A 24508-nucleotide genomic window follows, 5' to 3' on the forward strand; every position below is an offset into this window, starting at 1 on the left:
AAAACGTCATTTCCGATCACCGGGGGATGGTGGTGACGCCGTAGGATGACCGTCATGACCCCCCAACAGCGGCTGAACGCCCTGCTCGAACTGGTGAGCGAACGCGGCAACGTGTCGATCGCCGAGATTGGGGAGCTGCTCGGGATCTCCGCCGCGACGGCTCGCCGTGACCTCGCGACCCTCGCCGACCAGCGGCTCGTCACGCGCACGCACGGGGGCGCGGCAGCGCTCGGGGCCGGGTACGAGCTCCCGCTGCAGTACAAGATCGCCCGGCAGGCCGAGGCGAAGACGGCGATCGCCCGCGCGGCCGCCCGACTGGTGCAGCCGGGGGAGACCGTCGGGCTCAACGGTGGGACGACCACGACCGAGGTCGCGCGTGAACTCGGCAAGAGCGAGCGGTTCATCCGCGCCGACGGCGAGTTCGGCATCACGATCGTGACGAACGCCCTGAACGTCGGGTACGAGCTGTCCGTCCGCGCCAACGTGAAGATCGTGGTCACCGGTGGTGTGGCGCGGCGGCAGTCCTACGAGCTCGTCGGGCCGCTCGTCCGGGACACGCTCGACGAGTTCGCCCTCGACCTCGTGGTGCTCGGTGTCGACGGCCTGACCGGCCAGTACGGCGCGACGACCATGCACGAGGGCGAGGCCGAGGTCAGCCGCCACTTCGCCTCGGTCGGACGACGGGTCGTCGTGGTCGCCGACTCGACCAAGATCGAACGGTCGACCTTCGCCCGGATCTGCCCGCTCGACCGCATCGACGTCCTGGTCACCGACCAGCCGGTGCCGGCCTCGTTCGCTGCTGACCTCGCCAGCGCCGGCGTGGAGCTCGTCGTCGCCGACTGAGCGCCCTCTGCCACCCCGGAGCGGTCCGGACGTTTCGATCGTGTAAAACCCTCCCCGGCACGGATGCGTGAGCGATCCGTGAGCGCCTATTGTGCATTCATGATCGATTCGGCATCATGGGCGTCACATGCACGCAAGGGAGCGATGAGCATGGGCGCTGACAACGCAGGACTCCGCGTCGCGGTGATCGGGATGGGCCAGCGGTCCGCCATCGCCCGCCACGTCGCCGAGGCAACCGCGGACGACCGGTCGCTGCAGGCCCGGGTCGTGGCCGTCGCGGACGTCACCGCGGCCGGCCGGGACCGCGGGCACGACGAGTACCCGGACGCCCTGGTGGTCGAACACCACCGTGACCTCACCGGCCACGTCGACGCGGCCATCGTGACCACGCCGGACTGGACCCACGCCGAGATCGCGATCGACCTGCTCCGCGCGGGCATCGCCGTCTACCTCGAGAAGCCGCTGGCCATCACGGTCGAGGACGCCGACGCCGTCCTGAACACCGCGGCGGAGACCGGGACGCCGCTGTACGTCGGGCACAACTTCCGGCACGCCGCCGTCGTCCGCCTGATGCGCGAGATCGTCGACCGCGGCGAGATCGGTCAGGTCAAAGCCGTCTGGTGCCGGCACTTCGTCGGCAACGGTGGCGACTACTACTTCAAGGACTGGCACGCCGACCGCAGCAAGGTGAACTCCCTGCTCCTGCAGAAGGCGAGCCACGACCTCGACGTCATCCACGCGCTCGGTGGGGGTGACACCGCCCGGGTCGTCGGGATGGGCTCGCTGTCGGTCTACGGTGACGTCACCGACCGGCGCGACCGCAGCGGCGAGCTCATGGGGGACTGGTTCTCCCACGACAACTGGCCGCCGCTCGCCCAGACCGGGCTGAACCCCGTCGTCGACGTCGAGGACGTCTCGATGGTGATGATGACGCTCGACAACGGGGTGCAGGCCAGTTACGAGCAGTGCCACTTCACCCCGGACTACTGGCGGAACTACACCGTCATCGGCACCGAGGGACGCCTCGAGAACATCGGCGACACGGGTGGTGGCGTCGTGAAGGTCTGGACGCACCGCCGGGGCTGGGACACCGCGGGGGACCGCGAGTACCCGATCGACGGCGTCCAGGACGGGCACGCCGATGCCGACCTGCTCACCATGACCGAGTTCCTGCGGTCCGTCGCGTTCGGCGAACCGTCGGAGCTCTCCCCGATCGCGGCCCGTGCCGCGGTCGCCGCCGGCGCGCTGGCCACGCGCTCGCTCCGCAACGGGTCCATCCCCATCGACGTCCCGCCCCTGCCGGCCGAGACCATCGCGCACTTCACGTCGAACGCCCCGCACTCCACCCCCTCCACCCCGCATCCCGCCCAGACCGTCGGTTCCTGACGGCCGTGCGAAAGGACACCCCGATGACCGCACACATCCCCACCCGAGGAACCGGCGTGCGCCGCGTCCTCCTCGGTGCCGTCGCCGCACTCGGCGCGGCAGCGCTCCTTGCCGGCTGCTCCTCGTCGTCCGGAGCGTCCGGCTCCGGCGGCGACTACGAGGCCGCGCCGAAGGACACCAAGGCGTCCCTGACCTACGCCGTCTGGGACGAGAACCAGGTCAAGGCCATCAAGGCCAACCTGAAGGGCTTCAACGAGGAGTACCCGGACATCAAGGTGAGCGTCGACGTCACGCCGTTCGCCAACTACTGGACGAAGCTGCAGACCCAGGGTTCGAGCAACACCCTGCCCGACCTGTTCTGGATGAACGGCCCGAACTTCCAGCTGTACGCGGCCAACGGCAAGCTCGCGCCGATCACCGGCGAGGTCGATTCGGGTGACATCGACGCGTCGAAGTACTCGAGCGCGCTCAACGACCTGTACACGTACGACGACACCCAGTACGGCGTGCCGAAGGACTTCGACACCATCGGCGTCTGGGTGAACAAGTCGCTGTTCGAGCAGGCCGGCATGGACCTGCCGTCCAAGGACTGGACCTGGGACGACTTCCAGCAGACCGGCGCCGAGCTGTCCGAGAAGCTCGAGTCGAAGGGCGCCTACGGGGCGGCCGGCGGCATGGACGGCCAGACGACGTACTACAACACGATCCTGCAGGCCGGGGGATCGGTCGTGAACGCGGACGGCACCGAGTCCGAGTACGCCACGAAGGCCTCCGAGGACGGCCTGCAGTTCTGGACCGACCTGATCGACTCGGGGGCATCGCCCTCGATCAAGCAGCTCACCGACACCACGGCCGACCAGTGGTTCACCTCGGGCAAGCTCGCGATGTACCAGGGCGGCAGCTGGTTCCGCTCCGCGCTGACCGGCACCGAGCTCGAGAAGGACGTCGTCGCCTACCCGCTGCCCAAGGGCAAGGAGCAGGCGACCGTCATCCACGGGGTCTCGAACGTCGTGTCCGAGGCGAGCAAGGACAAGGCAGCCGCTCAGGCGCTGCAGGTCTACCTCGCGGGCAAGACGGCCCAGCAGCAGCAGGGCGACATGGGTGCGGTCATCCCGGCGTACGAGGGCACGCAGAGCGCCTTCACGAAGACGATGCCCGACGCCGACCTGCAGGTGTTCCTCGACGCGGTGGACTACGCGAAGCCGCTGCCGGTGTCGAAGAACACCGCGGCCTGGAACACCCTCGAGACCACCCTGCTGCCGAGTGCCTTCGACGGATCGAAGCCCGTCGACCAGGTGGCAGAGGACCTCGCACAGAAGATGGACGCCGCCCTCGCCAAGGAAAAGTAGGACCCGCGCGTGACGATCAACACCGAGCGGCCCCCGGCCGCAGCCGCCCCCGCCCGGACGACACGTTCGTCCGGGCGGGGCGCCCCCGCTCCGCGAGCCGACGGCGGCCGAGCGCCACGACGGACCGACGGCTGGTGGCCGTGGCTCTTCGTGCTCCCGTTGCTCGTCGGCGTCGGCACCTTCTACATCTGGCCGATCATCCAGACGTTCTGGTACTCGTTCACCAGCTGGGGCGTCTTCGGGGGCGCCACGTTCACCGGCGTCGCCAACTACGTCCGGCTCGTCGGTGACCCGCAGCTGTACCAGTCGCTGCTCAACACGGTGATCTACACCGTGATCGTCCTCGCCGGGATCCCGATCGCGGTGTGGCTCGCCAGCCTGCTGAACACCCCGGGGCTGCGGTTCGCGCAGTTCTACCGGGTGCTCTTCTTCCTGCCGTACGTCGCCATGCCCGCGGCGATCGCCCTGGTCTGGCGGATCATGTACAACGGCGACTACGGCATCGTGAACTGGTTCCTCGGGAACTTCGGCATCGACGGACCGTACTGGATCTCGACCCCCGGCTTCGCGCTGATCGCGGTGAGCCTGGTCGGCCTCTGGTCGTCCCTCGGGTTCTCGATGATCATCCTCGGCGCCGGGCTCAAGGACATCCCGCCGGAGCTCTACGAGGCCGCGGAGCTCGACGGCGCGAGCCGGTGGCGGCAGTTCCGGTCGGTGACCGTGCCGTTGCTCAGCCCGAGCATCTTCTTCGTGGTGATCGTCACGACGATCTCGAGCTTCCAGCTGTTCGACCTGCTGTACGCGATCCTCGGCAGCACCAACCCGGTGATCCCGAAGACGATGTCGCTCGTCTTCTACTTCTACAGCGCCGGGTTCATCGACAACGACAAGGGCTTCGCGGCCGCGATCGCGATGGTGATCTTCCTGCTCATCGGCATCGTCACGCTCGTGCAGTTCCGCGTCCAACGGAAGTGGGTCCAGGGATGACCGCCACCGTCACACCGCCTCGGACCGCACGCCGACCCGGCCGTCGCGGCGGCAGCCACTGGTGGATCCACGTCGTGCTCGGCATCGGCGGGTTCGCGATGGCGTTCCCGTTCCTGTGGCAGATCATCATGTCGCTCTCCACGAACGCGCAGGTGCAATCCGTCACGCCGGTCTTCTGGCCGGGGGAGCTGCAGTGGCAGAACTACGCGCAGGTCTTCGAACGCCTGCCGTTCCTCAGCCAGCTCGGCACGTCGGTGTACGTCACGATCATCCGCACGATCGCGCAGATCGTCCTGTGCACGCTCGCCGGGTACGCCTTCGCCCGGATGCGGTTCCGCGGCCGGGCGGCACTGCTCGCGATCGTGCTGTCGATCCTGCTCGTGCCCTCGCAGGTCTACCTGATCTCGCAGTACCAGATCGTGCAGGGGCTCGGCTGGCTCGACACCCTGATGGGGATCGTCGCACCCGGGCTGTTCAGCGCCTTCGGCACCTTCCTGATGCGGACCGCGTTCCTGAACATGCCGCCCGAGCTCGAAGAGGCAGCGCGGATGGACGGCGCGAACCCGTTCCAGACGTTCTGGCGGATCATGCTGCCCCTGGCCCGTCCCTCGATCAGCGTGCTCGCGATCACGACCGTGCTGTGGTCGTGGAACGAGCTGCTCTGGCCGCTCGTGGTCTCCACCCGCGCCGAGGACATGCCGCTCGCCGCCGGCCTCGCGACGCTGTCGAGTGACCGCACGATCGACTACCCGGTGCTGATGGCCGCCAGCCTGATGGCGATGGCGCCGGTGCTCATCATGTTCGTCGTGCTGCAGCGTCGGGTGATGGACGGGCTCGCGTCGTCCGGTCTGAAGTGACCACCGCGACCCCCGGCCTGGAGGCCCGCCCCGCGTCCGTCGCGGTCCTCGCCGCCGCCGTGGGGTCACCGGACGACTCCGCGACGGTGGCGGCCGCACTGGCCGCCACCGTTGCCGACGCCGGGCCCGCGGAGCGGGACGCGCTGCTGGTGGCGGCGCTCCGCGCCGCGGTGCCGGACAGCGCCGACGCGCTCGCGGAGCGGGGCCTCCCGCGCGCGCTCGCCGAGGCCTCCGTCGCCGACGTCGACCGCAAGCTCGCGCGCTACGGACTGCACGGCACCGGGGTGGAGTGGCTCGTCGCCGTGGTGACCGGGCGCGTGGTGGCCGTGGGGCGCCTCCAGTTCGAACTCGGCGACCACCTGGCGGACGGCACGCCGGCCTGGGGCGTGCACGTGCCGGAGACCGGGCCGCTCGACCCGGTGGCCTGCGACCGCTCGTTCGCCCGCGCACCCGAGGTCCTGCGCGGCCTCGCGCCGCAGCTCGTTGCCGACCGGTGGCAGTGCCGCTCCTGGATGCTCGACCCAGGGCTGCCCGCCGCGCTCGGTCCCGATGCCAACCTCGTGCGCTTCGCCCGGCGCTTCCGTCTCGTCCCCCCGGGGGCGCACGACGCGACCGAGGGGGACGCCAGCGTCGCGAAGTTCGTCTTCGGGGTGCCGCTGGCGACCGCGCGGTCCGCGGCGCCATCCGGTCGGTTGCGCGCGGCCGTGCTCGACCGGTGGGCGAGCGGTGGGCACTGGACTGAGCGGACCGGCGCGGCGCCGGTCGCGTGACCACCCGCAGCCGCGGCCGCGTACCGTGCACGGCATGACGAAGCCCGACCACGACCACCTCGACGACGGCGTCGACATGACGTTCGAGGAACGCCGACAGGACACGTTCCGCCGCATGTCCGGATCCGACGAGCACGACGCCGATCCGCGGGTCGAGGTCTCCCGTGCTGAGGACGGCGACGTCCGCATCGACGTCGCCGACACCGCGGCGGTCCGACCCGGCGAGTGACACCCCTTCCGGCCCTGGTCCGCCGGGGTCGGTGGGGCACGGCATGATCGTGTCGTGCACCTCGTCCTCCGCCGCGTCGACGGCGGCGTCCTCGCGACGCCCCTGACCGACGCGGGGACCGCCGGAGGTGAGCCGATCCGCCTGGACGAGCCGGGCCTCCCGGCCTTCGTCGCGGCCCACGACGCACCGGGCGTGCGCTGGGTGTGGGACGACACCGCCCGCTGGTACCCGGCCGTGCTCGCCGCTGGCGGGCGAGTCGGTCGCTGCGTCGACCTGCGCCTCGGCCGTCGTGTCCTGCGGGCCGCGCTGGCGGCACGGGGATCCGCGCTCGCCGCCGCGCCGGCCGACGCCCTGGACGCCCCGGTCGCGGAAGCCCGCGTGGTCCGGCCGACGCAGGCCCAGCTCTTCGACGACGCCCTGTTCACCGCCGCCGCACCCGACGACGAGGTCGACCCGGTGGCAGAGTTCCGGGCGCAGCTCTCTGCGGTGGCGGGGTCGAGCGCTCCCGGTGCGCTCCGCCTGCTGCTCACCGCGGAGTCGGCCGGTGCGCTCGTGGCGGCCGAGATGCTGCACGCCGGGCTGCCGTGGCGTGCCGACGTGCACGAGCGGCTGCTCGAGGACGCCCTCGGGCCGCGCGTGCCCTACGGGGTGCGGCCGCGACGCCTCGAGGAGATCGCGGCCGTCGTGCGCGAGCGCCTCGACGACCCCGGTCTCAACCCGGACTCGCCCGCCGACGTCCTCAAGTCGCTGCGCCGGGCGGGCCTGATGGTCACGAGCACGCGGAAGTGGGAGCTGCAGGAGATCGAGCACCCCGTCATCGAGCCGCTGCTCGAGTACAAGCGCCTGGCGCGACTGCTCACCGCCAACGGCTGGACCTGGCTCGACGACTGGATCCACGACGGACGGTTCCACCCGAAGTACGTCGTCGGCGGTGTCGTCACCGGCCGTTGGGCGGCCGACGGCGGGGGAGCGATGCAGTTGCCGAAGGGCATCCGCGGGGCCGTCATCGCCGACCCCGGGTGGAAGCTCGTCGTGGCGGACGCCGCGCAGCTGGAGCCACGTGTGCTCGCCGCGATGTCCGGCGACCGGGCGATGGCCGCGGCCGGCGACGGGCGCGACCTGTACGACGGCGTGGTGGCGTCGGGGGCGGTCGAGACCCGGCAGCAGGCGAAGGTGGCGATGCTCGGTGCGATGTACGGGGCGACCCAGGGCGAGGGCGGTCGGCTCGTGCCGCGCCTGGTCCGGGCGTTCCCGCAGGCGCTCGACATGGTGGAACGGGCGGCCCGTGCGGGGGAGCGCGGCGAACCCGTGACGACGCTGCTCGGGCGGACGTCACCGGTGCCCGAGGACTCGTGGTTCGAGGCCCGGAACCAGGCCTACACGGTCGAGGGGACCCCGGCGATGCAGCGTGCGGTCGAGTCCCGTGCCCGGAGCTGGGGGCGGTTCACCCGGAACTTCGTGGTGCAGGGGACCGCGGCCGAGTGGGCGCTCGCGTGGATGGGTTCCCTGCGGTCGCGGTTGCTCGCGCGGTTCCCCGGAGCGGTGACGGACGGGCCGCACCTGGTGTTCTTCGTGCACGACGAGATCGTGGTGCACGCCCCGGCGGAGCACGCCGAGTGGGTGGCGCAGCAGATCCGGGAGGCCGCCGTCGATGCCGGACGGCTGTTGTTCCAGGACTTCCCGGTGACGTTCCCGCTGTCGGTCGGGGTGGTGGGGGCGTACTCGGAGGCGAAGGACTAGTCGGGCTGTCGCCGCAGCGCCTGGTCGGGTGCCGCGTGCTCGAGGACGGCACGGGGCACCCGAGCGGGCACGGTCAGTAGAGCTGGCCGCGGTTGATCTGTGTCGCGGTGTCGAGCGTCGCGACCGATCCGGGCCCCTGCTTCGGAGTGTGGTGCTGCTTGCCGCCGTACTTCCAGCCCCCGCGCGCCGTGTGACTCCCCATGTAGAACTTCCGCGAGAACGTGCCTCCGCTCGGGAACGTGTAGGTCCCGGCGGAGCCGTAGAAGCAGGTGTTCGTGTACGGCGTCGCAGCGGCTGCCCAGTACGCATCTCCGGACTTGCAGGTGTTCCGTACGGACACCCTCGCCTGTCGCTCAGCGGGAGGAACAGGTGCGACCGAGATGATCCTGCCGGTCTCCGCGTCGAGCCGAGTACTGACCGAATTCGTCGCGACGTAGTCGAGGAGCGCCGCATGGTTCGTGAACTTCGGGAGCCCTTGCACGGTGATGCCGTCGAGCCCGTAGGTCTCGACGGCACTCGCAGTCGACGCGTTCGCTGGTGCCGTGATGCCGACACTGGCGACGGTTGCGAGGAGTACCCCGCCCGCGACGGTGATCCCTCGCCATTTCGTTGCTCGCATGTTCAACCTCCCTTTCGTGATGTCTGCAACGTAGCATTTCAGATGCCCACCCGCGAAGCGTTCGGCCGGGACGGCTCCCGGCGGCTTCGGGCAGGGTGGACGGATGCACACCGAACGCGGGGACGCCGCCGACCGCACCGTCGGCGAAGTCGACCTGACCCGTTGGCGCTCCCGTGCCGGCCGCAGCGTCGCCGGTGCGTGGACCGCGCTCGGCAAGCGCTTCGGCGCCATGCCCGTCCTGCTGCTGACCCTCGCCGTGGGTCTCGGCGTCGCCGTCCTCGCCACGTGGATCGCCTCCGAGGTCTACGACGCCGTGCGGGAAGCCGACGACGTCGCCGTGCTCGACCGACCCGTCCTCGACTGGGCGCTCACCCTCCGATCACCCACGGCGGACACGCTCGTCACCTGGTGGACCGACATCGCGGGCACGATCGGGATGCCGATCGTCGCGCTCGGGTTCCTGGTCGGCTTCACGATCCAGCGCCGTGCGTGGACGCCACTGGTGCTCCTGGTCGCCGCGAGCGGTGGTTCGCTGCTCATGACGATCGCGGGCAAGGACCTGATCGGTCGCGCCCGTCCGCCGCTGTCCGACGCGGTGCCGCCGTACGAGACGTCGCCGTCGTTCCCGTCGGGGCACACGCTCAACTCCACGGTGATCGTGGGCACGATCGTGTACCTCCTGCTCCTGCGGCAGTCGCGCGTCGTCACCCGGGTGTGGACGATCGTCGTCGGCACCCTGTTCGTGCTGTCGGTCGGGGCGTCGCGGGTGTTCCTCGGGCACCACTGGCTGACCGACGTCCTGGCGGCGTGGGCGCTCGGACTCGCCTGGCTCGCCCTCGTGATCACGGCGCACCGGTTGTACCTGACGGCGCTCCACCACGGTGCCGAGCCCGCGCCGGACGTCGACCGCATCACCTCGTGAGCAGAAGACGTCGGGTTGCTCGCCCGCACCCGACATCTTCTGCTCACGAAGTCGCCAGGCCCCGCGCCGCCCGGGCCCGCCCCGTCGAACGGCAGAGCGCCGTCAGCCGCGACCGGTAGGTTGCCGGGCATGGAAGAACGGGTCTTCGGCGGCAGGTACCGCGTCACGGGCACGCTCGGACACGGTGGCATGGCGTCCGTGTACCGGGCGGTCGACGAGCAACTCGGTCGCGAGGTCGCGGTCAAGGTGTTCCGCATCGGCCCCGTGGACCGCGGTGAGCGCGCCCGCGCCGAGGCGGAGATCCAGACCCTCGCGACGCTGCGCGCCCCCGAGCTCGTCACGCTCTACGACGCCGCTCTCGACGACGTCGACGGCGACTCGTACCTCGTCATGGAACTCGTGCCGGGCAGTGACCTGGCGACCCGTCTGCGCGAGGGCCCGCTCGACCCCGCGACCGCTGCCCGCCTGGGTGCGCAGGTCGCCGACGGCCTGGCCGCCGTGCACGCGCAGGGGATCGTCCACCGTGACGTGAAGCCCGCGAACGTCCTGCTCGAGAGCGACGGCCGGCACGTCAAGCTCGCCGACTTCGGGATCGCCCTGCTCCGTGACGCCTCACGCGTGACGGGGACGGGGACCGTGATGGGGACGGCCGCGTACCTGGCCCCGGAGCAGGTCCTGGCCAAGGAGATCACCGGCAAGGCCGACGTCTACTCGCTCGGGCTCGTGCTGCTCGAGTGCATGACCGGCCGCCAGCCGTTCCCGGGCAGCGCGGTCGAGTCGGCCACCGCCCGGCTCACCCGTTCGCCCGAGATCGACCGGCAGCTGCCCACGGCCTGGCGCACCCTGCTGCACGTGATGACCGCGCAGGACCCGGCGGAGCGACCGACGGCTGCCGAGGCCGCCGAGCGCCTGCGTGCGCTGGGCCGCGACGAGCCGACGAACGCCACGCAGCTGCTGCCCGGCACGCCCGGTGCGGTGACGACCGCGGCCGCCGGTGCGGCTGGTGCCGCGGTCGGCGCCGGCGCCGCCGCGGCGGCGAACGCCGACGACCGGACGCAGGCGATGCCGGCGAGCGAACTGCCGAACGGCGGCGCGGGTCCGGGGGACGTCGCCACCCGCGTCCTCGACACCCAGCGTCCGAACGCTGCCGACGACGTCTCGACGACCGTCCTCGGCGCCCAGGCGAACGGCCGCGGCACATCGGCCCCGAGCGGGCCGACCCCGCCGCCGGTCCCGCCCCGCCCGGTCCGGGGCGACCGGTCGGAGGACCAGCCGGAGAAGAAGAAGCGCGGACCGCTCATCGCCGCGATCATCGTGATCGTCCTGGTGCTCATCGGCATCGGGGTCGCGGTGTTCGCCCTGAACGGCGACGACGACGGCACCCCGGCCCCGACGGACACCACCTCGACCGCGCCGACCGAGCAGCAGCCGTCCGAGGAGCCGGGCGAGGAACAGCAGCCGAGCGAACCCGCCGAGCAGGAGCCCTCCCAGGAGCAGCAGCAGCCGTCGCAGCCCGCCGAGGAACCGAGCGAGCAGCCGAGCGAACCGACCGAGCCGGAGCAGCCCACCCAGGACCCGCCCGTCGGTCCGGAGCCGAGCACCCCGGCCTCGAACCCGGTGCAGGAGCCGCAGGACGGCACGGGCGCGGCCGACACCGGCGCGGTCGACACCACGTCGGACACCGCCCCCGGCAAGTCCGGCAGCGCTCCCGGGCAGAACAAGGAGTGACACGCCGGGTTTTCGTCCAGTCCCTGGAGCAATAGGCTCGCCCCGTGCGAGAACTGCAACGGAGCGGTGGTCCGACGACGGCCGTGGCCGCTCGGAACGGCGTCGGCTTCGGTTCGGCAGAGGCCTGGCTCGTCGAACGACCAGCGGGAGCGTCCGTGGCCGAGGCGATCGTGCCCGGTTGCACCGGACGCACCATCACCACCGGCGACGAGCTCTCCTGGGTCTGGTTCCCCGAGCGGACCCTGCCCGACGGGGCGTCGGAACCGACGGAAGCAGACCTGCCGCACTTCTGGGACGCCACGGCCTTCGCCGTCGACGTCGTCTTCACCGACGGCTCGCGGCTGCGTGACGACGCCGCGGTCCGCGACCAGTACGGCGACGCGGTCACCCCGGATGCACAGGACGCGGCCCGCAAGCAGTGGGTGGACCAGTGGAACCGCCGCGCGGTCGACCTCACGCCGTTCGCGGGGCTGGTCGTCGACCGCCTGGAGGCCCGGCTCGGCTCCGACACGTCGGCTGCGGCCGCCGACGGCGAGCGTCCCGCACTGCGCGGCTGGCTCGACGCCGTCCGGATCGGTCCCGCGCGCCCGACCCCGACGACCCCGCTCGGCCACGTCCGGACGACCCGTGGCACCCAGGCGTCCTCCCGGTTCTCCCGCGGCAACAACGCCCCGCTCGTCGGCGTCCCGCACGGAGGCGTGTTCGGCCTGCCGATGACGGACGCCTCGAGCAACCGCTGGCCGTACGCGTACCAGGAGCACGACCGGCTCGACGACCAGGGGCGACTCCGTCCGGCGATCCAGGCCTTCGCGACGAGTCACATCCCGTCGCCGTGGATGGGCGACCGCGGGGTGTTCCAGGTGATGCCCTCGCCACTCGACACCCCCAATGTCGACCGGTCCGCCCGCGCGCTCGGGTTCGACCACGAGGACGAGCAGGACGGCCCGCACCGCTACCGGGTCGCCCTCGAACACGGTGTGACGGCCGAGCTGACCGCGGGGGAGTTCGCCCTCGGGTTCCGGTTCACCGGTACCCGCAGCGTCGTGCTCGACCACCACGGCCGGGTGTCCGACGTCTCCGTGACGATCACCGACGGCACCGCCGTGGTCGAGGCCGTCCTCGACGACCGCCCCGGCACGCCGCCGCACCACGTGCACCTGCGGGTCGCGGGGATCACCGCCGACCACACGACGATCGGCGAGCACGAGCTGCGCGGCTGGCTGTCCGTGGGGGAGGCCAGCCACACGGCCGGCCCGGTCGACGTCCTGCTCGGCATCTCGACCGTCTCGATCGAGGACGCCCGCGCGAACCTCGACGCCGCCGGCTCGTTCGACGCCATGTGCTCCCGTGCCGAGGCGCTGTGGACCGAGAAGCTCGCGACGCTGTCCTTCGACGGCGCGACCCCCGACCAGCTGACGAGCCTGTACTCCGGCCTGTACCGGCTGTTCCTCTACCCGAACCGCGCCGGGGAGACCGCCCTGACCGGCACCCCGCGGCACCGCTCCCCGTACGGCGACGTGCTGGCGGACCCGATCCGCGACGAGCCCGGGCCGGAGATCGTCGAGGGTCCGTTCACCACCACGAACGGCTTCTGGGACACCTACCGCACGGCCTGGCCGCTCCTCGGACTCCTGACCCCCGAGACCGCTGGCGAGCTCGCGCAGGGCTTCGTCGAGCACCACCACGACGGCGGGTGGACGCCCCGCTGGAGTGCCCCCGGCGCCGAGGACTGCATGACCGGCACCACGAGCGACACCGTCTTCGCCGACCTCGCGGTGAAGGGCGTGCGCGGCTTCGACCTGGCCGAGGCGTACCGGAGCGCGGTGCGGAACGCGACCGTCCCGCCGCGTGACGAGCGCGTCGGACGCAAGGGGAGCCTCCCGGGCGCCTTCCGCGGCCACGTCGACACGGCGACCCACGAGGGGATGTCGTGGACTCTGGACGCGGCCATCAACGACTGGGGTCTGGCCGTCATGGCGGGCCTGCTCGCGTCACGGGCGCGGACGCCCGCCGACCTGTCCCGTTACGAGGCCGAGGCCGAGTGGTTCGCCCGCCGGTCCCTGCAGTACCGGCACGTCTTCGACTCCGAGCGCGGGTTCTTCATCGGCCGCGACCCGGACGGCTCGTGGCGGGTCGGCACCGAGTTCGACCCGCGCGACTGGGGCGACGACTACACGGAGACGAACGCGTGGGGCACCGCGTTCACGGCGCCGCACGACGGCGCCGGCGTCGTCGACCTGCACGGCGGGCCGGAGCGCTTCGACGCCGCTCTCGACGCGTTCTTCGCGACCCCCGAGACCGGCGCGTTGGCGCGGTCCGGCTCGTACGGGTTCCCGATCCACGAGATGACCGAGGCTCGCGACGTCCGGATGGGCATGCTCGGGCTGTCGAACCAGCCCGCGCACCACATCCCCTTCTTCCCGATGTTCACCGGGCGCCACGACGACGCGCACCGCATCGTCCACGAGTCGCTCGAGCGGCTGTTCGTCGGGTCCGACCTCGGCCAGGGCTACCCCGGCGACGAGGACAACGGTGAGATGAGCGCCTGGTACGTCTTCGCGACCATCGGCCTGTACCCGCTCGCGCCGTCGACCGGTACCTACGTGCTCGTGCCGCCGTCGGTCCGCAGGACGGTGCTGCGACAGCCTGGAGGAACGGAGACGGTCATCGAGATCGCCGCCGGCTCCGCAGGCCGGTACGTCGCGTCGGTGACGGTCGACGGCTCGCCCTGGACCTCGGTCACCATCCCGCACAGCGTGGTCGTGGCCGCGTCGCGGATCGAGTTCACCCTGTCCGACGAACCGCAGGGATGGGCGTCGGACACCCGTCCCGTCTCGGCCTCCGACGTGCACGGCTACCGGGACGCCCCGATGGACGTCCTGCCCGTCGGGGTCTCGGCGCTCACCGACGACACCGGCCGCACCGTCACGGCGCTCGCCGCGGGGGAGTCCGTGTCCTTCGACGTGTCGTGCCCCGCCGCCTCGTTGTACACCGTGACGGTGGCATCGCCGGGGTCCTACTCGTGGCAGGTCGGCCTCGACGATGCCGTCACCGCGGTCGACGGTGCCGAGTTCTCGTGGGCTGGCCAGACCCGGGTGTTCCGCATCCTCGGCGGCGGTTCGTCGTTCACGTTCACCGCCGGCACCGACCTGACGCTGACGCAGCTCGAGCTCATCGCGGCCGACGGACAGCGTTGACCCCGCGTTCACCGAGCGGGAGCATGCTCGCCCCATGTCGATGAGCGCACCGTTCGATCCCGAACAGCAGGGCCGGTCCATCCCCGTGGACGGCAGTGACGAGTCCGAACTCGAGATGGAGGAGGACCGCGGCGCCGACGTCGGCGACGACTCCGCTGACCCGAGCGTCTCGCCCGTCAGTCACCACGACGAGGACGAGGCCGGCGGCGGCCCGGTGTTCCGGCGTCCGCACGCCGGTGAGCGGCTCCACCCGGACGACCTCTGACCGTTCCGGGTGTCCTCCGGGGTTTCTTGGGCGATTGCCAAGCGGCTCGGGCATGCTCGTGCGCATGTCGATCGCGAACTCGTGGGACCCGTCCGGTGGCCGTGCAATCCCGGAGGACCAGGTCCGTCAGGACGGGCTCGAACTCGACGAGGACCCGGCGATGCTGGGGATCTCGTTCGACGTCGTGGGTGGCGCCTCGGCCGATCCCGCCGGGGTGTCCCCGGTCGACGTGAACGTGCCGACGCCGAGGTCTGCTGGCGCCGACTCCGACGACTAGCGCGCGCCCGGCTGCAGCGGCAGCGCGGTCCCATCCGACCGGTAGTATTCCGGAATGGTACCGACGGCGTACGTGGACGAATCCGAGCCCGGAGACGAACGTGACCCCGGCGCGTACATCCTCGGGGCGGTCACAGTTGCCGACAGCGATGCTGAGCGGTTCCGGGACTCGCTCTGCGCCATCAAGCCACGATCGGCGCGGAAGCTGCACTGGTCCGAGAGCGACGCCCGGCACCGCACCGGGATCGTCGGGATGCTGTGCGACCATCCGTTTGCAGCCATCGGGGTCGTGAGCGTGACCGACCCATCCGTCCGGAGCGAGCGTCGTCACCGTCTCGCTCTTGAGCACTTGATCTTGGAACTCCGCGCGGGCGGTGTCGATCGAGTCGTCCTCGAATCTCGCGGGCCCTCGGACCGGAACGATCGTGCGCACCTCGACGCCTTGCGATCACGCAAGTTGGTGCACGGGTTGGCGTTCGAGCACCTGCCGGGTGGCCGCGAGCCACTTCTCTGGGCGGCGGACGCGGTGTGCGGCGTGGTCGCGCTGGCTCGGCGAGGGGAAACGGCCTACCTCGAGCAGCTGGGCCATGTGCTGAGCGTCCACGAACACCGTCGGTGAACGCGCGAATCCCCGGGCCCCGCTATACCGCAGGAGCTCCCGGGGATCACTTCCGCACCCACCTCGATGGGGCGACTGGTCTCAGTGTGACATATCAGGCGGGATGGCGGAAGGGTCGGGGACCCGGTACTTGAACGCGACGTGCGAGCCGGTGAAGCCGAGGCGCTCGTAGAACCGGTGCGCATCGGTCCGTGCAGCGTCCGAGGTGAGCTGCACGAGCGGGGTCCCGAGGGCCGGCGCCGCGACGTCGGTCACCCAGCGCATCAGCGCACTCCCGATGCCGCCGGAGCGCAGCGCACTGCTGACCCGCACCGCCTCGACGAGCAGCCGGGTGGCACCACGACGAGCCATCCCGGGGATCCGGGTGAGTTGCAGCGTCCCGACGAGCCGCCCGTCGGCGTCCTCGGCGACGAGCAGCGCGTTCGCCGGGTCGTCCACGATCGACCGGAGTGCCTCGGCGTACTGCGGACGGTCCTCCGGCGCGGCGACGTCACCCCGTGCAGCGCTGATCGGGTCGTCGGACAACAGCGTCATGAGCGCGTCGAGATCGGCTTCCGTGGCGTTCCGGAGCGTCACCTCGCCACTGCGGGCGGGCAGACGAACGGGCAGGGCGAGGTCGCGGAGCACGACCCCACCCTGCCCGACCCAACCGGGCCGTTCCTGCTCAGGGAACGGTGTGTCCAGCCGCGGTGAAGATCCGGTACCACTCCTCGCGCGACAGCTCGACGTCCGAGCCGGCTGCCGAGTCCCGCACGCGCTGCGGGTTCGTGGTGCCGAGGACGACCTGGAAGTGCGCGGGGTGGCGGGTGATCCACGCGACCGCGATGCCGGTCGGGGTGACACCGTGTGCGGCGGCGACCTCCTCGAGCACGTCGTTCAGCTCGGCGTACTGCTCACGGTCGCCCAGGAAGACGCCGTCGAAGAAGCCCTTCTGGAACGGCGACCAGGCCTGCAGCGTGACGTCGTTGATGCGCGAGTAGTTGAGGATGTCGTTGTCGCGGTCGACCGACTGCTCGAGGCCGCCCATGTTCGCGGTCAGGCCCTGCGAGATGACGTTGGCGTGGGTGATGCTCAGCTGCACCTGGTTGAACGCGAGCGGCTGGCGGACGTGCTTCTTGAGCAGGTCGACCTGGCCGGGGGTGTGGTTCGAGACGCCGAAGTGGTGCACCTTGCCGGCGGCGTGCAGCTCGTCGAAGGCCTTTGCGACCTCTTCCGGCTCGACCAGGGCGTCGGGGCGGTGCAGCAGCAGGACGTCGACGTACTCGGTCTGCAGCGCCTCGAGCGATTCGTGCACGGACTCGAGGATGTGCTCGTACGAGAAGTCGAAGTAGGCGCCCTTCGGCGTCGGTCGGATGCCGACCTTGGTCTGCAGCACGATCTCGGCGCGTTCCGCGGGCGTCAGCGTGACGGCGGCGCCGAACCGCTCCTCGCAGCCGTGCCATTCGCCGTAGACCGCTGCGTGGTCGAACATGTTCACGCCCGCGTCGCGCGAGGCGCTGTAGAGCGAACGGATGTCCTCGTTGCTCATGTCGTTGATCCGCATCAGTCCGACGACGACGTCGGAGGCGGTGAGGTCTGTCTGTGGCAACTCCAGTGTCTTCACGCCGTCGATCCTGCCAGCCGGTCCCCGGTGCAGGCAGGCCCTGCCAGTACCTCAGGCGCGTTCGGGCAGCACGACGGCGAGCACCTCGGAGCCGTCCGTCCACGTCCCGGTCAGCGTCTCGCCCTCGGGCAGGGCCGTACCGACGACCCGAGCGATGACGATCGTGCCGTGGTCGGTCGCGATCGACGTCAGGGCGTCCGCAGTGGTCGCTCGCACCGAGGTGACACTGGGGGAGTCGGGTGCGGAGCCGCTCCCGCTGGCCCAGGCGTCCTTGGGCCGCTGTCCGGCACCGTTGGCCAACTCGAGCTCCGCTTCGTGTCCGCCGGTGACGATCGCCCGGCGCAGGACATCAGCGTGGACGGGATCGCCCACGGCGTCGTACACCCACCGTCGCCCGAGCACGGAGTGGTCCATCTCGGTGACCAGGAACGCGTCGGCACCGGGCAGTGGTGCGTCCCGGTAGGTCAGTGGCGCCTGCAGGACCCGGCCGTCGTCGGTGCGGACGAGGAGCACCTCGATGCCGACCTCGCCAGCGGGGTCGTCGAACCGGAACTGCCCGACGACCTGGAGCGGCGATCCCGCGATGACGCCGCTCCACGCCTGGTCGGGGAGCCAGGCGGCGAGCGCCTCGGCCTTGGAGGGGCGGAGCGTTGCCTGCTCGATGACTGCCATGACCTGACCGTACTGCCGCGCAGGCAGCGACATCCGGTCAGGGGGAGCCAGCCCCGTACGCTGGGCCGGTGCGTGACGACCTGCTGCCGATGCTCGCCTGCCCCGTGTGCGCCGAGCCCCTCGGCCGCGTCGACGGCGGCCAGGTCGGCTGCCCGAACGGTCACCGGTTCGACGAGGCGAAGCAGGGCCACCTGACGCTCCTGCCCGCGAAGCGGCGCGCACTCACCGCGGACACCCCGGAGATGGTGGACGCGCGGCTGCGGTTCCTGGGGCGCGGCCACTACGCGCCCGTCGAGCGGGCGCTCGCCGCGATCGTCGCGGACGCCACCGCGCCCGGCATCGTGCTCGACGTCGGTTCGGGCCCGGGGACCTACCTGGCGCATGCGCTGCGCGCGGCGGACGGGAGGCTCGGGGTCGCGTTGGACTTGTCGGCCGTCGCGATCCGGCGTGCGGCACGCGCCCACGAGCGCGCGGGGGCCGTCGTCGGGGACGTGACCGAGCGCCTCCCGGTCGTCGACGGCGCTGCCGCCGTCCTGCTCGACGTCTTCGCACCCCGCAACCAGACCGAGTACGCCCGCGTCCTGCACGCGGACGGCGTGCTCGCGGTGGTGACCCCGCGGACCGGCCACCTGGTGGAGCTCGCCGAGGCGACGATCAGCGTGGACCCGGAGAAGGAGCGCCGGCTGCACGACTCCCTGACGCCGTCGTTCGCGCTGCGGTCCTCCGAGGACCTGACGTGGACCATGGAGTTGTCGGCGGAGGACGTCCACGACGTGGTGCACATGGGGCCGAGCCACCACCACGTCGCGGCGGACACCGTGTTCGAGCCGGCGACGGTGACGGCCGCGGTCACCGTGTCGACGTGGACGCCGACGCGCTGACCGCGGCCCTCAGGACGGATCAGTCGCCAGCGGGGGCGACGTCGAGCTGCCACACCACGCCGAAGCGGTCGCGCAGCTGCCCGGCCAGCGGTGCCCAGGCCGAGGGTTCCAGGGGCTGCCGGACCTCGGCGCCGTCGGACAGTACGGCCCAGTACCGCTCGATCTCGGCCGTGTCGTCGCCGTGCACGAACACGTAGAAGGCGTTCGATCCCTGGTCGTAGGGCTGCCCGGGCCAGACGTCGAAGGCCATGAGACGGAAGCCGGCGGGCGTGGAGACCTGACCGAACACGATCCGGTCCGCCCAGGCCGGGTCGTCCAGGGCGCCCATCTGGCCGTAGGTGGCGGCGGTGACCTCGCCGCCGAAGACCGATGCGTAGAAGTCGAGCGCCGCGCGGGCGTCGCCGTCGAAGTTGAGGTGGGTTGTCGTTTCGATGCTCATGGGACGAGGATGACGGGCAATGCGGTCAGATCGTGTCCGCTTCTCGGACGAAGATGGACGCCATGGCCGGACCCTCCGCACGGATGCTCGCGCTGCTCTCCCTGCTCCAGGTGCACCGCGACTGGCCGGGGGACGAGCTCGCCGGGCGGCTCGACGTCAGTCCGCGCACCGTCCGCCGCGACGTTGATCGGCTCCGCGGGCTCGGGTACCGGGTCGAGGCGCTCCGTGGCCCGGCCGGCGGCTACCGGCTGGAGGCCGGCTCCGACCTGCCCCCGCTGCTCTTCGACGACGACCAGGCTGTGGCGATCGCCCTGGCGCTCGCCGTGGCACCGGCATCGGGGGCGGACGTCGCCGAGTCGGCGGCCCGCGCCTTGGCGACCGTCCGGCAGGTGATGCCCGCGCGGCTGCGGTCCCGGGTCGACGCGGTGCAGGCCGTGACCGCGACGAGCCGGACCACCACCGACCCGGAGGTCCTGGTGGCGGTGAGCGAGGCCGTCCACCTGCAGGAGGTGTTCCGCTTCGGGTACGGCGACGACGAGACTCCGCACCGGGTGGAACCGCACGCCGTCGTCGCCCGGAACGGTCGCTGGTACCTGCTCGACTGGGATGCCGATCGCGACGACTGGCGCACGCACCGCATCGACCGGATCACGCCGCGGATGCGCACCCGCGTCCCCTTCACACCACGTCCGATCCCCGGTGGCGATGCGGCCGCGTTCGTGTCCGCGCGGTTCAAGGGTTCGGCGGTCGACGACGTGTGGCCGTGCACCGGTTCGGTGACCACGACGGCGGACGATGCGCGGCGGATCGCGCCGTACCTGCCGGAGGACGCAGTGGTCGAGCAGCTCGAGGACGACCGGGCCCGCGTCACCCTCGGATCGTGGTCGTGGGACGGCCTCGCCGGAGTCGTCGCCGGGCTGGCCGTGCCGATCCGGGTCGAGGGGCCGGACGCGCTGCGTGGCGCAGTCCGCGACCTGTCGACCCGACTCGCGACCGCGGCCGACTGAGCCGCCTCGGTCACGCGCGTTAGGAGCGTGCATGCGTCCGCCAGGGCGGCGTCAGGGATCCGTTAGGAGCGGCCTGGAGGCGCGGCGCAGGATCCAGCATCGGTTCGGCACCACTCGTGGTGCCGGTCCGCGTCACCCGGCGCGGACACCGCAGATCTTCTGGAGTCCCTCGTGTTCGACGTGTTCGTCGTCGCCGGTGTCCTCGCCGTGTTCGGCGTGGTGGCACTGATCGCCAAGGGGGTGGAACGGCTGTGATCGGCATCACCATCGCGGCCGCCGTCCTCGGCATCGCCGCAGTCGTGTACCTCGTCTGGGCGCTCGTGCGTCCGGAGCGCTTCTAGTGGGCGCCGCGGACGTCTGGGCGGGCATCGCCCAGGTCGCCACGCTCGTCCTGCTGCTCGTCGTCGCGTACCGCCCGCTCGGTGACTGGATGGCGAAGGTCTTCACGCCCGTCCGCCACAACCGGGTCGAGCGCGGGGTCTACCGGCTGATCGGGGTCGACCCGGACGCCGAGCAGTCCTGGCCCGTGTACCTGCGCGGCGTGCTGCTCTTCAGTGTCGCCGGGCTCCTGCTCGTCTACCTGCTGCAGCGCATCCAGGTCGTCCTGCCCGGCGACCTCGGCCTGCCCGGCGTCGGACCCTCGCTCGCGTTCAACACCGCGGCGTCGTTCGTGTCGAACACGAACTGGCAGTCGTACTCGCCCGAGGTCACCCTCGGCTACACGGTGCAGATGGCCGGCCTGGCGGTGCAGAACTTCCTGTCCGCAGCCGTCGGCCTGGCGGTCGCCGTGGCGCTGGTGCGCGGGTTCGCCCGTCGCAAGTCGGGCACGCTCGGCAACGTGTGGGTGGACATCGTCCGCGGGCTCGGCCGACTGCTGCTGCCCGGGGCGTTCGTCTTCGCGATCATCCTCGTCGCCGGCGGGGTCGTCCAGTCGTGGGGGAGTGGCACCGACGTCACCACGCTCATCGGTGGCACGCAGCACATCCCGGACGGGTTCGTCGCGTCGCAGGAGGCGATCAAGGAGCTCGGCACGAACGGTGGCGGCTACTTCAACGCGAACTCGGCGCACCCGTTCGAGAACCCGCAGGCATGGACGAACCTCGTCGAGATCTTCCTGATGCTCGTCATCCCGTTCTCGCTCCCGCGCACGTTCGGGCGGCTGGTCGGCGACGACCGCCAGGGGTACGCGATCCTCGCCGTGATGGGCGCGATCTTCCTCGTGTCGCTGTCGGTCATGTCGATCGCCGAACTCGGCGGCGGCGGTGTCGCCACACACGCTGCCGGTGCCGCGATGGAGGGCAAGGAGAGCCGCTTCGGCATCCTCGGTTCGACGCTCTTCTCGACCGCGACCACCTCGACGTCCACCGGTGCGGTCAACGCGATGCACGACAGCTACACCCCGATCGGCGGGATGATGGCGCTCGTCAACATGATGCTCGGCGAGGTCACCCCCGGCGGCGTCGGATCCGGCCTGTACGGCATGCTCGTGCTCGCCGTCATCACGGTGTTCATCGGCGGACTGCTCGTCGGTCGCACCCCGGAGTACCTCGGCAAGAAGATCCGCGCCAAGGAGATGACCTTCGCGGCGCTGTACATCCTCGTCACGCCGACGCTCGTGCTCCTGGCCACCGGGCTCTCGCTCGTGATCCCCGGGGTCCGCGAACAGGTGCTCGGGACGTCGATCTTCAACCCCGGCAACCACGGGCTGACCGAGCTGCTCTACGCCTTCACCTCGGGTGCGAACAACAACGGCTCGGCCTTCGGCGGGCTCACCGCGAACACCACGTGGATGAACTCCTCGCTCGGCGTCGTGATGCTGCTCGGCCGCTTCGTGCCGATGGTGTTCGTCCTGGCGCTCGCCGGGTCCCTCGCCGCGCAGGACCGGGTGCCGGAGACCGCCGGCACGCTGCCCACCCACCGCCCGCTGTTCATCGGGCTGCTCGGCGGCGTCGCCGTCATCGTCACCGCACTCACCTACTTCCCGGTGCTCGCACTGGGTCCGCTCGCAGAAGGACTGTCATGACCACCCCCGTGACCACGGAGTCGGAACCGCGCACCGCCGTGGAACCGGCCACCCGCTCGTCCGCATTCGGACCCCGCCAACTGGTGGCGGGCCTCCCGGGCGCCCTGCGGAAACTCGATCCGCGACTCATGTGGCGGAACCCCGTCATGTTCATCGTCGAGGTCGGCGCAGCGCTGACGACGGCGGCTGCCGTCGTCGAGCCGTCCGCGTTCACCATCGCCATCGCCGTGTGGCTCTGGCTCACCGTCGTCTTCGCCAACCTGGCGGAGTCGGTGGCGGAGGGCCGTGGCAAGGCGCAGGCCGACACCCTGCGGAAGACCCGCTCGACCACGAGCGCCCGCCGCGTGCTCGGGTACGCGACGACCGACGCGGCCGCGACCGGCAACGAGACCGAGGAGGTCGCGTCCGTCGACCTGGCCAAGGGCGACGTGGTCGTGGTCGTCGCCGGCGAGGTCATCCCCGGTGACGGCGACGTCATCGACGGAATCGCGTCGGTCGACGAATCGGCCGTCACGGGTGAGTCCGCACCGGTCATCCGCGAGTCCGGCGGTGACCGCAGTGCCGTCACCGGCGGCACCCGGGTGCTGTCGGACCGGATCGTGGTGCGCATCACCTCGACGCCGGGCGAGACCTTCATCGACCGAATGATCCGCCTGGTCGAGGGTGCGGCACGGCAGAAGACGCCGAACGAGATCGCGCTGAACATCCTGCTCGCCTCGTTGTCGATCGTCTTCGTGATCGTCTGCCTGACGATGCAGCCCATCGCGGGACTCGTCGGTGCGACGGTCAGCGTGCCGGTGCTCATCGCCCTGCTCGTCTGCCTCATCCCGACCACAATCGGCGCCCTGCTCTCCGCGATCGGCATCGCCGGCATGGACCGGCTCGTGCAGCACAACGTGCTGGCGATGTCGGGCCGCGCGGTCGAGGCCGCCGGTGACATCACGACGCTGCTGCTCGACAAGACCGGCACGATCACCTACGGCAACCGTCGGGCATCCCGCGTGGTGCCGGTGCCGGGCGTGAGCGAGGCTGCGCTGATGGAAGCGGCAGCCCTGTCGAGCGCTGCGGACTCGACCCCTGAGGGGCGCTCGATCGTCGACCTGGCGCGCGAGGACGGCGCCGCCGTCGGCCTGCCGGACGGCGCTGTCGAGGTGCCGTTCACGGCGCAGACGCGCATGTCCGGTCTCGACCTGCCCGACGGCTCACAGATCCGGAAGGGCGCCGCTGCGGCAGTGCTCGCCTGGGCGGACACCACCGAAGCCGGTGTGGTTTCGGCCATCGACGCGACCGTCGCGGAGATCTCCGACCAGGGCGGCACCCCGCTCGTCGTCGGTCGCCGCTCGTCAACGGGCGCGGTCACGCTGCTCGGTGTCGTGCACCTGAAGGACGTCGTCAAGGACGGCATGGCGTCGCGGTTCGCCGAGCTCCGGTCGATGGGCATCCGCACGGTGATGATCACCGGGGACAACCCCCGCACCGCGGCCGCCATCGCCCACGAGGCCGGCGTCGACGACTTCCTCGCCGAGGCCACCCCGGAGGACAAGCTCGCCTACATCAAGCGCGAGCAGGAGGGCGGCAACCTCGTCGCCATGACCGGTGACGGCACCAACGACGCCCCGGCCCTGGCACAGGCGGACGTCGGCGTCGCGATGAACACCGGCACGACGGCGGCGAAGGAGGCGGGCAACATGGTCGACCTCGACTCCGACCCGACCAAGCTCATCGACGTCGTCCGCATCGGCAAGCAGCTGCTCATCACCCGCGGTGCCCTGACCACCTTCTCCATCGCCAACGACGTCGCGAAGTACTTCGCGATCATCCCGGCGATGTTCCAGGCGGCGTTCCCCGGGCTCGCGGCGCTCAACATCATGGGGCTGCACAGCCCGTCGTCCGCGATCCTGTCGGCGGTCATCTTCAACGCGCTCGTCATCGTGGCGCTCATCCCGCTGTCCCTGCGTGGCGTCAAGTACCGCGCGGCCGCAGCGTCGTCGATCCTCGGCCGCAACCTGCTCGTCTACGGGCTGGGCGGCGTGGTCGTCCCCTTCATCGGCATCAAACTGATCGACCTCGTGGTCGGTCTCATCCCGGGGTTCTAG

24 protein-coding genes are annotated in these 24508 nt (G+C 71.2%); 19 read left to right on the top strand and 5 right to left on the bottom strand.

Annotated features, from left to right (window positions below; translation table 11 throughout):
- Positions 1-54 precede the first annotated feature (54 nt).
- From DEJ12_RS02300 to DEJ12_RS02335, 8 genes are all read left to right on the top strand, one after another.
- The gene (locus tag DEJ12_RS02300) at positions 55-843 is read left to right on the top strand and encodes a DeoR/GlpR family DNA-binding transcription regulator (protein ID WP_027466817.1); all 789 of its coding nucleotides are present in this window, start codon (positions 55-57) and stop codon (positions 841-843) included.
- A 144-nt stretch (positions 844-987) separates the two neighbouring features.
- Positions 988-2229, top strand: a complete 1242-nt coding sequence (locus DEJ12_RS02305) for a Gfo/Idh/MocA family protein (protein ID WP_111028910.1) — start codon at positions 988-990, stop codon at positions 2227-2229.
- A gap of 23 nt (positions 2230-2252) precedes the next feature.
- Positions 2253-3578: a sugar ABC transporter substrate-binding protein gene (locus tag DEJ12_RS02310; protein WP_111028911.1), complete on the top strand. Its 1326-nt coding sequence runs from the start codon at positions 2253-2255 to the stop codon at positions 3576-3578.
- 9 nt (positions 3579-3587) lie between these two features.
- On the top strand, positions 3588-4565 hold the full coding sequence (locus tag DEJ12_RS02315; protein WP_111028912.1) for a carbohydrate ABC transporter permease: 978 nt from the start codon (positions 3588-3590) through the stop codon (positions 4563-4565).
- Complete coding sequence (locus tag DEJ12_RS02320; RefSeq protein WP_181433258.1) at positions 4562-5422, top strand: carbohydrate ABC transporter permease; 861 nt, start codon at positions 4562-4564, stop codon at positions 5420-5422. The genes DEJ12_RS02315 and DEJ12_RS02320 overlap by 4 nt, the downstream gene beginning before the upstream one ends.
- Positions 5419-6192 (top strand): hypothetical protein, encoded by a 774-nt coding sequence (locus DEJ12_RS02325; RefSeq protein WP_111028913.1) that lies wholly within the window; start codon positions 5419-5421, stop codon positions 6190-6192. The genes DEJ12_RS02320 and DEJ12_RS02325 overlap by 4 nt, the downstream gene beginning before the upstream one ends.
- Before the next feature lie 34 nt (positions 6193-6226).
- Positions 6227-6421: a hypothetical protein gene (locus DEJ12_RS02330; protein ID WP_017887924.1), complete on the top strand. Its 195-nt coding sequence runs from the start codon at positions 6227-6229 to the stop codon at positions 6419-6421.
- Between the two features lie 54 nt (positions 6422-6475).
- Positions 6476-8161 (top strand): bifunctional 3'-5' exonuclease/DNA polymerase, encoded by a 1686-nt coding sequence (locus DEJ12_RS02335; protein ID WP_111028914.1) that lies wholly within the window; start codon positions 6476-6478, stop codon positions 8159-8161.
- 73 nt (positions 8162-8234) lie between these two features.
- Here DEJ12_RS02335 and DEJ12_RS02340 read toward each other — a convergent pair whose 3' ends face one another.
- On the bottom strand, positions 8235-8780 hold the full coding sequence (locus DEJ12_RS02340) for a hypothetical protein (protein ID WP_111028915.1): 546 nt from the start codon (positions 8778-8780) through the stop codon (positions 8235-8237).
- A 103-nt stretch (positions 8781-8883) separates the two neighbouring features.
- Here DEJ12_RS02340 and DEJ12_RS02345 point away from each other — a divergent pair, with 103 nt between their 5' ends.
- The 6 genes from DEJ12_RS02345 (at position 8884) to DEJ12_RS02370 (ending at position 15787) form a co-directional block, all read left to right on the top strand.
- Positions 8884-9702 (top strand): phosphatase PAP2 family protein, encoded by an 819-nt coding sequence (locus DEJ12_RS02345; protein ID WP_111028916.1) that lies wholly within the window; start codon positions 8884-8886, stop codon positions 9700-9702.
- Positions 9703-9831: 129 nt separating this feature from the next.
- Positions 9832-11430: a serine/threonine-protein kinase gene (locus tag DEJ12_RS02350; RefSeq protein ID WP_111028917.1), complete on the top strand. Its 1599-nt coding sequence runs from the start codon at positions 9832-9834 to the stop codon at positions 11428-11430.
- 44 nt (positions 11431-11474) lie between these two features.
- Entirely contained in the window at positions 11475-14627 is a 3153-nt protein-coding gene (locus tag DEJ12_RS02355; RefSeq protein WP_258370451.1) for a GH92 family glycosyl hydrolase, read from the top strand.
- Between the two features lie 34 nt (positions 14628-14661).
- Positions 14662-14892 carry a hypothetical protein gene (locus DEJ12_RS02360; RefSeq protein ID WP_017887929.1) on the top strand — a complete coding sequence of 77 codons (231 nt, stop codon included), beginning with the start codon at positions 14662-14664 and terminating at the stop codon, positions 14890-14892.
- Positions 14893-14956: 64 nt separating this feature from the next.
- On the top strand, positions 14957-15169 hold the full coding sequence (locus DEJ12_RS02365; RefSeq protein ID WP_138802103.1) for a hypothetical protein: 213 nt from the start codon (positions 14957-14959) through the stop codon (positions 15167-15169).
- Between the two features lie 72 nt (positions 15170-15241).
- Complete coding sequence (locus DEJ12_RS02370) at positions 15242-15787, top strand: hypothetical protein (RefSeq protein ID WP_111089864.1); 546 nt, start codon at positions 15242-15244, stop codon at positions 15785-15787.
- 81 nt (positions 15788-15868) lie between these two features.
- Here the strand turns inward: DEJ12_RS02370 and DEJ12_RS02375 are convergent, their stop codons facing one another.
- From DEJ12_RS02375 to DEJ12_RS02385, 3 genes are read right to left on the bottom strand one after another with little or no spacing between them, the layout of a single operon-like run.
- Positions 15869-16414 carry a GNAT family N-acetyltransferase gene (locus tag DEJ12_RS02375; protein ID WP_111028920.1) on the bottom strand — a complete coding sequence of 182 codons (546 nt, stop codon included), beginning with the start codon at positions 16412-16414 and terminating at the stop codon, positions 15869-15871.
- Positions 16415-16451: 37 nt separating this feature from the next.
- A complete protein-coding gene (locus DEJ12_RS02380; RefSeq protein WP_111028921.1) occupies positions 16452-17390 on the bottom strand; it encodes an aldo/keto reductase family oxidoreductase in 939 nt (312 codons plus the stop codon).
- A gap of 51 nt (positions 17391-17441) precedes the next feature.
- Positions 17442-18062, bottom strand: coding sequence for a hypothetical protein (locus tag DEJ12_RS02385; RefSeq protein ID WP_111028922.1), 621 nt, complete (start codon positions 18060-18062; stop codon positions 17442-17444).
- A 68-nt stretch (positions 18063-18130) separates the two neighbouring features.
- Here DEJ12_RS02385 and DEJ12_RS02390 point away from each other — a divergent pair, with 68 nt between their 5' ends.
- Positions 18131-18943: a putative RNA methyltransferase gene (locus DEJ12_RS02390; protein WP_111028923.1), complete on the top strand. Its 813-nt coding sequence runs from the start codon at positions 18131-18133 to the stop codon at positions 18941-18943.
- Between the two features lie 19 nt (positions 18944-18962).
- Here the strand turns inward: DEJ12_RS02390 and DEJ12_RS02395 are convergent, their stop codons facing one another.
- On the bottom strand, positions 18963-19382 hold the full coding sequence (locus DEJ12_RS02395) for a VOC family protein (RefSeq protein WP_111028924.1): 420 nt from the start codon (positions 19380-19382) through the stop codon (positions 18963-18965).
- A gap of 62 nt (positions 19383-19444) precedes the next feature.
- Between DEJ12_RS02395 and DEJ12_RS02400 the strand changes: the two genes are divergently transcribed.
- The 4 genes from DEJ12_RS02400 to kdpB all read left to right on the top strand — a co-directional run bounded on the left by DEJ12_RS02400 (position 19445) and on the right by kdpB (position 24508).
- Positions 19445-20389, top strand: coding sequence for a YafY family protein (locus DEJ12_RS02400; protein ID WP_111028925.1), 945 nt, complete (start codon positions 19445-19447; stop codon positions 20387-20389).
- A 251-nt stretch (positions 20390-20640) separates the two neighbouring features.
- Entirely contained in the window at positions 20641-20730 is a 90-nt protein-coding gene (locus DEJ12_RS02405; RefSeq protein ID WP_017887940.1) for a potassium-transporting ATPase subunit F, read from the top strand.
- Complete coding sequence (gene kdpA, locus DEJ12_RS02410; protein ID WP_111028926.1) at positions 20730-22412, top strand: potassium-transporting ATPase subunit KdpA; 1683 nt, start codon at positions 20730-20732, stop codon at positions 22410-22412. Before DEJ12_RS02405 ends, kdpA begins: the two co-directional genes overlap by 1 nt.
- Positions 22409-24508 carry a potassium-transporting ATPase subunit KdpB gene (gene kdpB / locus DEJ12_RS02415; protein ID WP_111028927.1) on the top strand — a complete coding sequence of 700 codons (2100 nt, stop codon included), beginning with the start codon at positions 22409-22411 and terminating at the stop codon, positions 24506-24508. Before kdpA ends, kdpB begins: the two co-directional genes overlap by 4 nt.

The organism is Curtobacterium sp. MCLR17_059 (assembly GCF_003234665.1).
Taxonomy (GTDB): Bacteria; Actinomycetota; Actinomycetes; order Actinomycetales; family Microbacteriaceae; genus Curtobacterium; species Curtobacterium flaccumfaciens.

Excerpts from the sequence above, each read along its gene's own strand:
- DEJ12_RS02300 (WP_027466817.1), top strand. The coding sequence starts at position 55 with ATGACCCCCCAACAGCGGCTGAACGCCCTGCTCGAACTGGTGAGCGAA.
- DEJ12_RS02305 (WP_111028910.1), top strand. The coding sequence starts at position 988 with ATGAGCATGGGCGCTGACAACGCAGGACTCCGCGTCGCGGTGATCGGG.
- DEJ12_RS02310 (WP_111028911.1), top strand. The coding sequence starts at position 2,253 with ATGACCGCACACATCCCCACCCGAGGAACCGGCGTGCGCCGCGTCCTC.
- DEJ12_RS02320 (WP_181433258.1), top strand. The coding sequence starts at position 4,562 with ATGACCGCCACCGTCACACCGCCTCGGACCGCACGCCGACCCGGCCGT.
- DEJ12_RS02330 (WP_017887924.1), top strand. The coding sequence starts at position 6,227 with ATGACGAAGCCCGACCACGACCACCTCGACGACGGCGTCGACATGACG.
- DEJ12_RS02340 (WP_111028915.1), bottom strand. The coding sequence starts at position 8,780 with ATGCGAGCAACGAAATGGCGAGGGATCACCGTCGCGGGCGGGGTACTC.
- DEJ12_RS02345 (WP_111028916.1), top strand. The coding sequence starts at position 8,884 with ATGCACACCGAACGCGGGGACGCCGCCGACCGCACCGTCGGCGAAGTC.
- DEJ12_RS02350 (WP_111028917.1), top strand. The coding sequence starts at position 9,832 with ATGGAAGAACGGGTCTTCGGCGGCAGGTACCGCGTCACGGGCACGCTC.
- DEJ12_RS02360 (WP_017887929.1), top strand. The coding sequence starts at position 14,662 with ATGTCGATGAGCGCACCGTTCGATCCCGAACAGCAGGGCCGGTCCATC.
- DEJ12_RS02365 (WP_138802103.1), top strand. The coding sequence starts at position 14,957 with ATGTCGATCGCGAACTCGTGGGACCCGTCCGGTGGCCGTGCAATCCCG.
- DEJ12_RS02385 (WP_111028922.1), bottom strand. The coding sequence starts at position 18,062 with ATGGCAGTCATCGAGCAGGCAACGCTCCGCCCCTCCAAGGCCGAGGCG.
- DEJ12_RS02395 (WP_111028924.1), bottom strand. The coding sequence starts at position 19,382 with ATGAGCATCGAAACGACAACCCACCTCAACTTCGACGGCGACGCCCGC.
- DEJ12_RS02400 (WP_111028925.1), top strand. The coding sequence starts at position 19,445 with ATGGCCGGACCCTCCGCACGGATGCTCGCGCTGCTCTCCCTGCTCCAG.
- kdpB (WP_111028927.1), top strand. The coding sequence starts at position 22,409 with ATGACCACCCCCGTGACCACGGAGTCGGAACCGCGCACCGCCGTGGAA.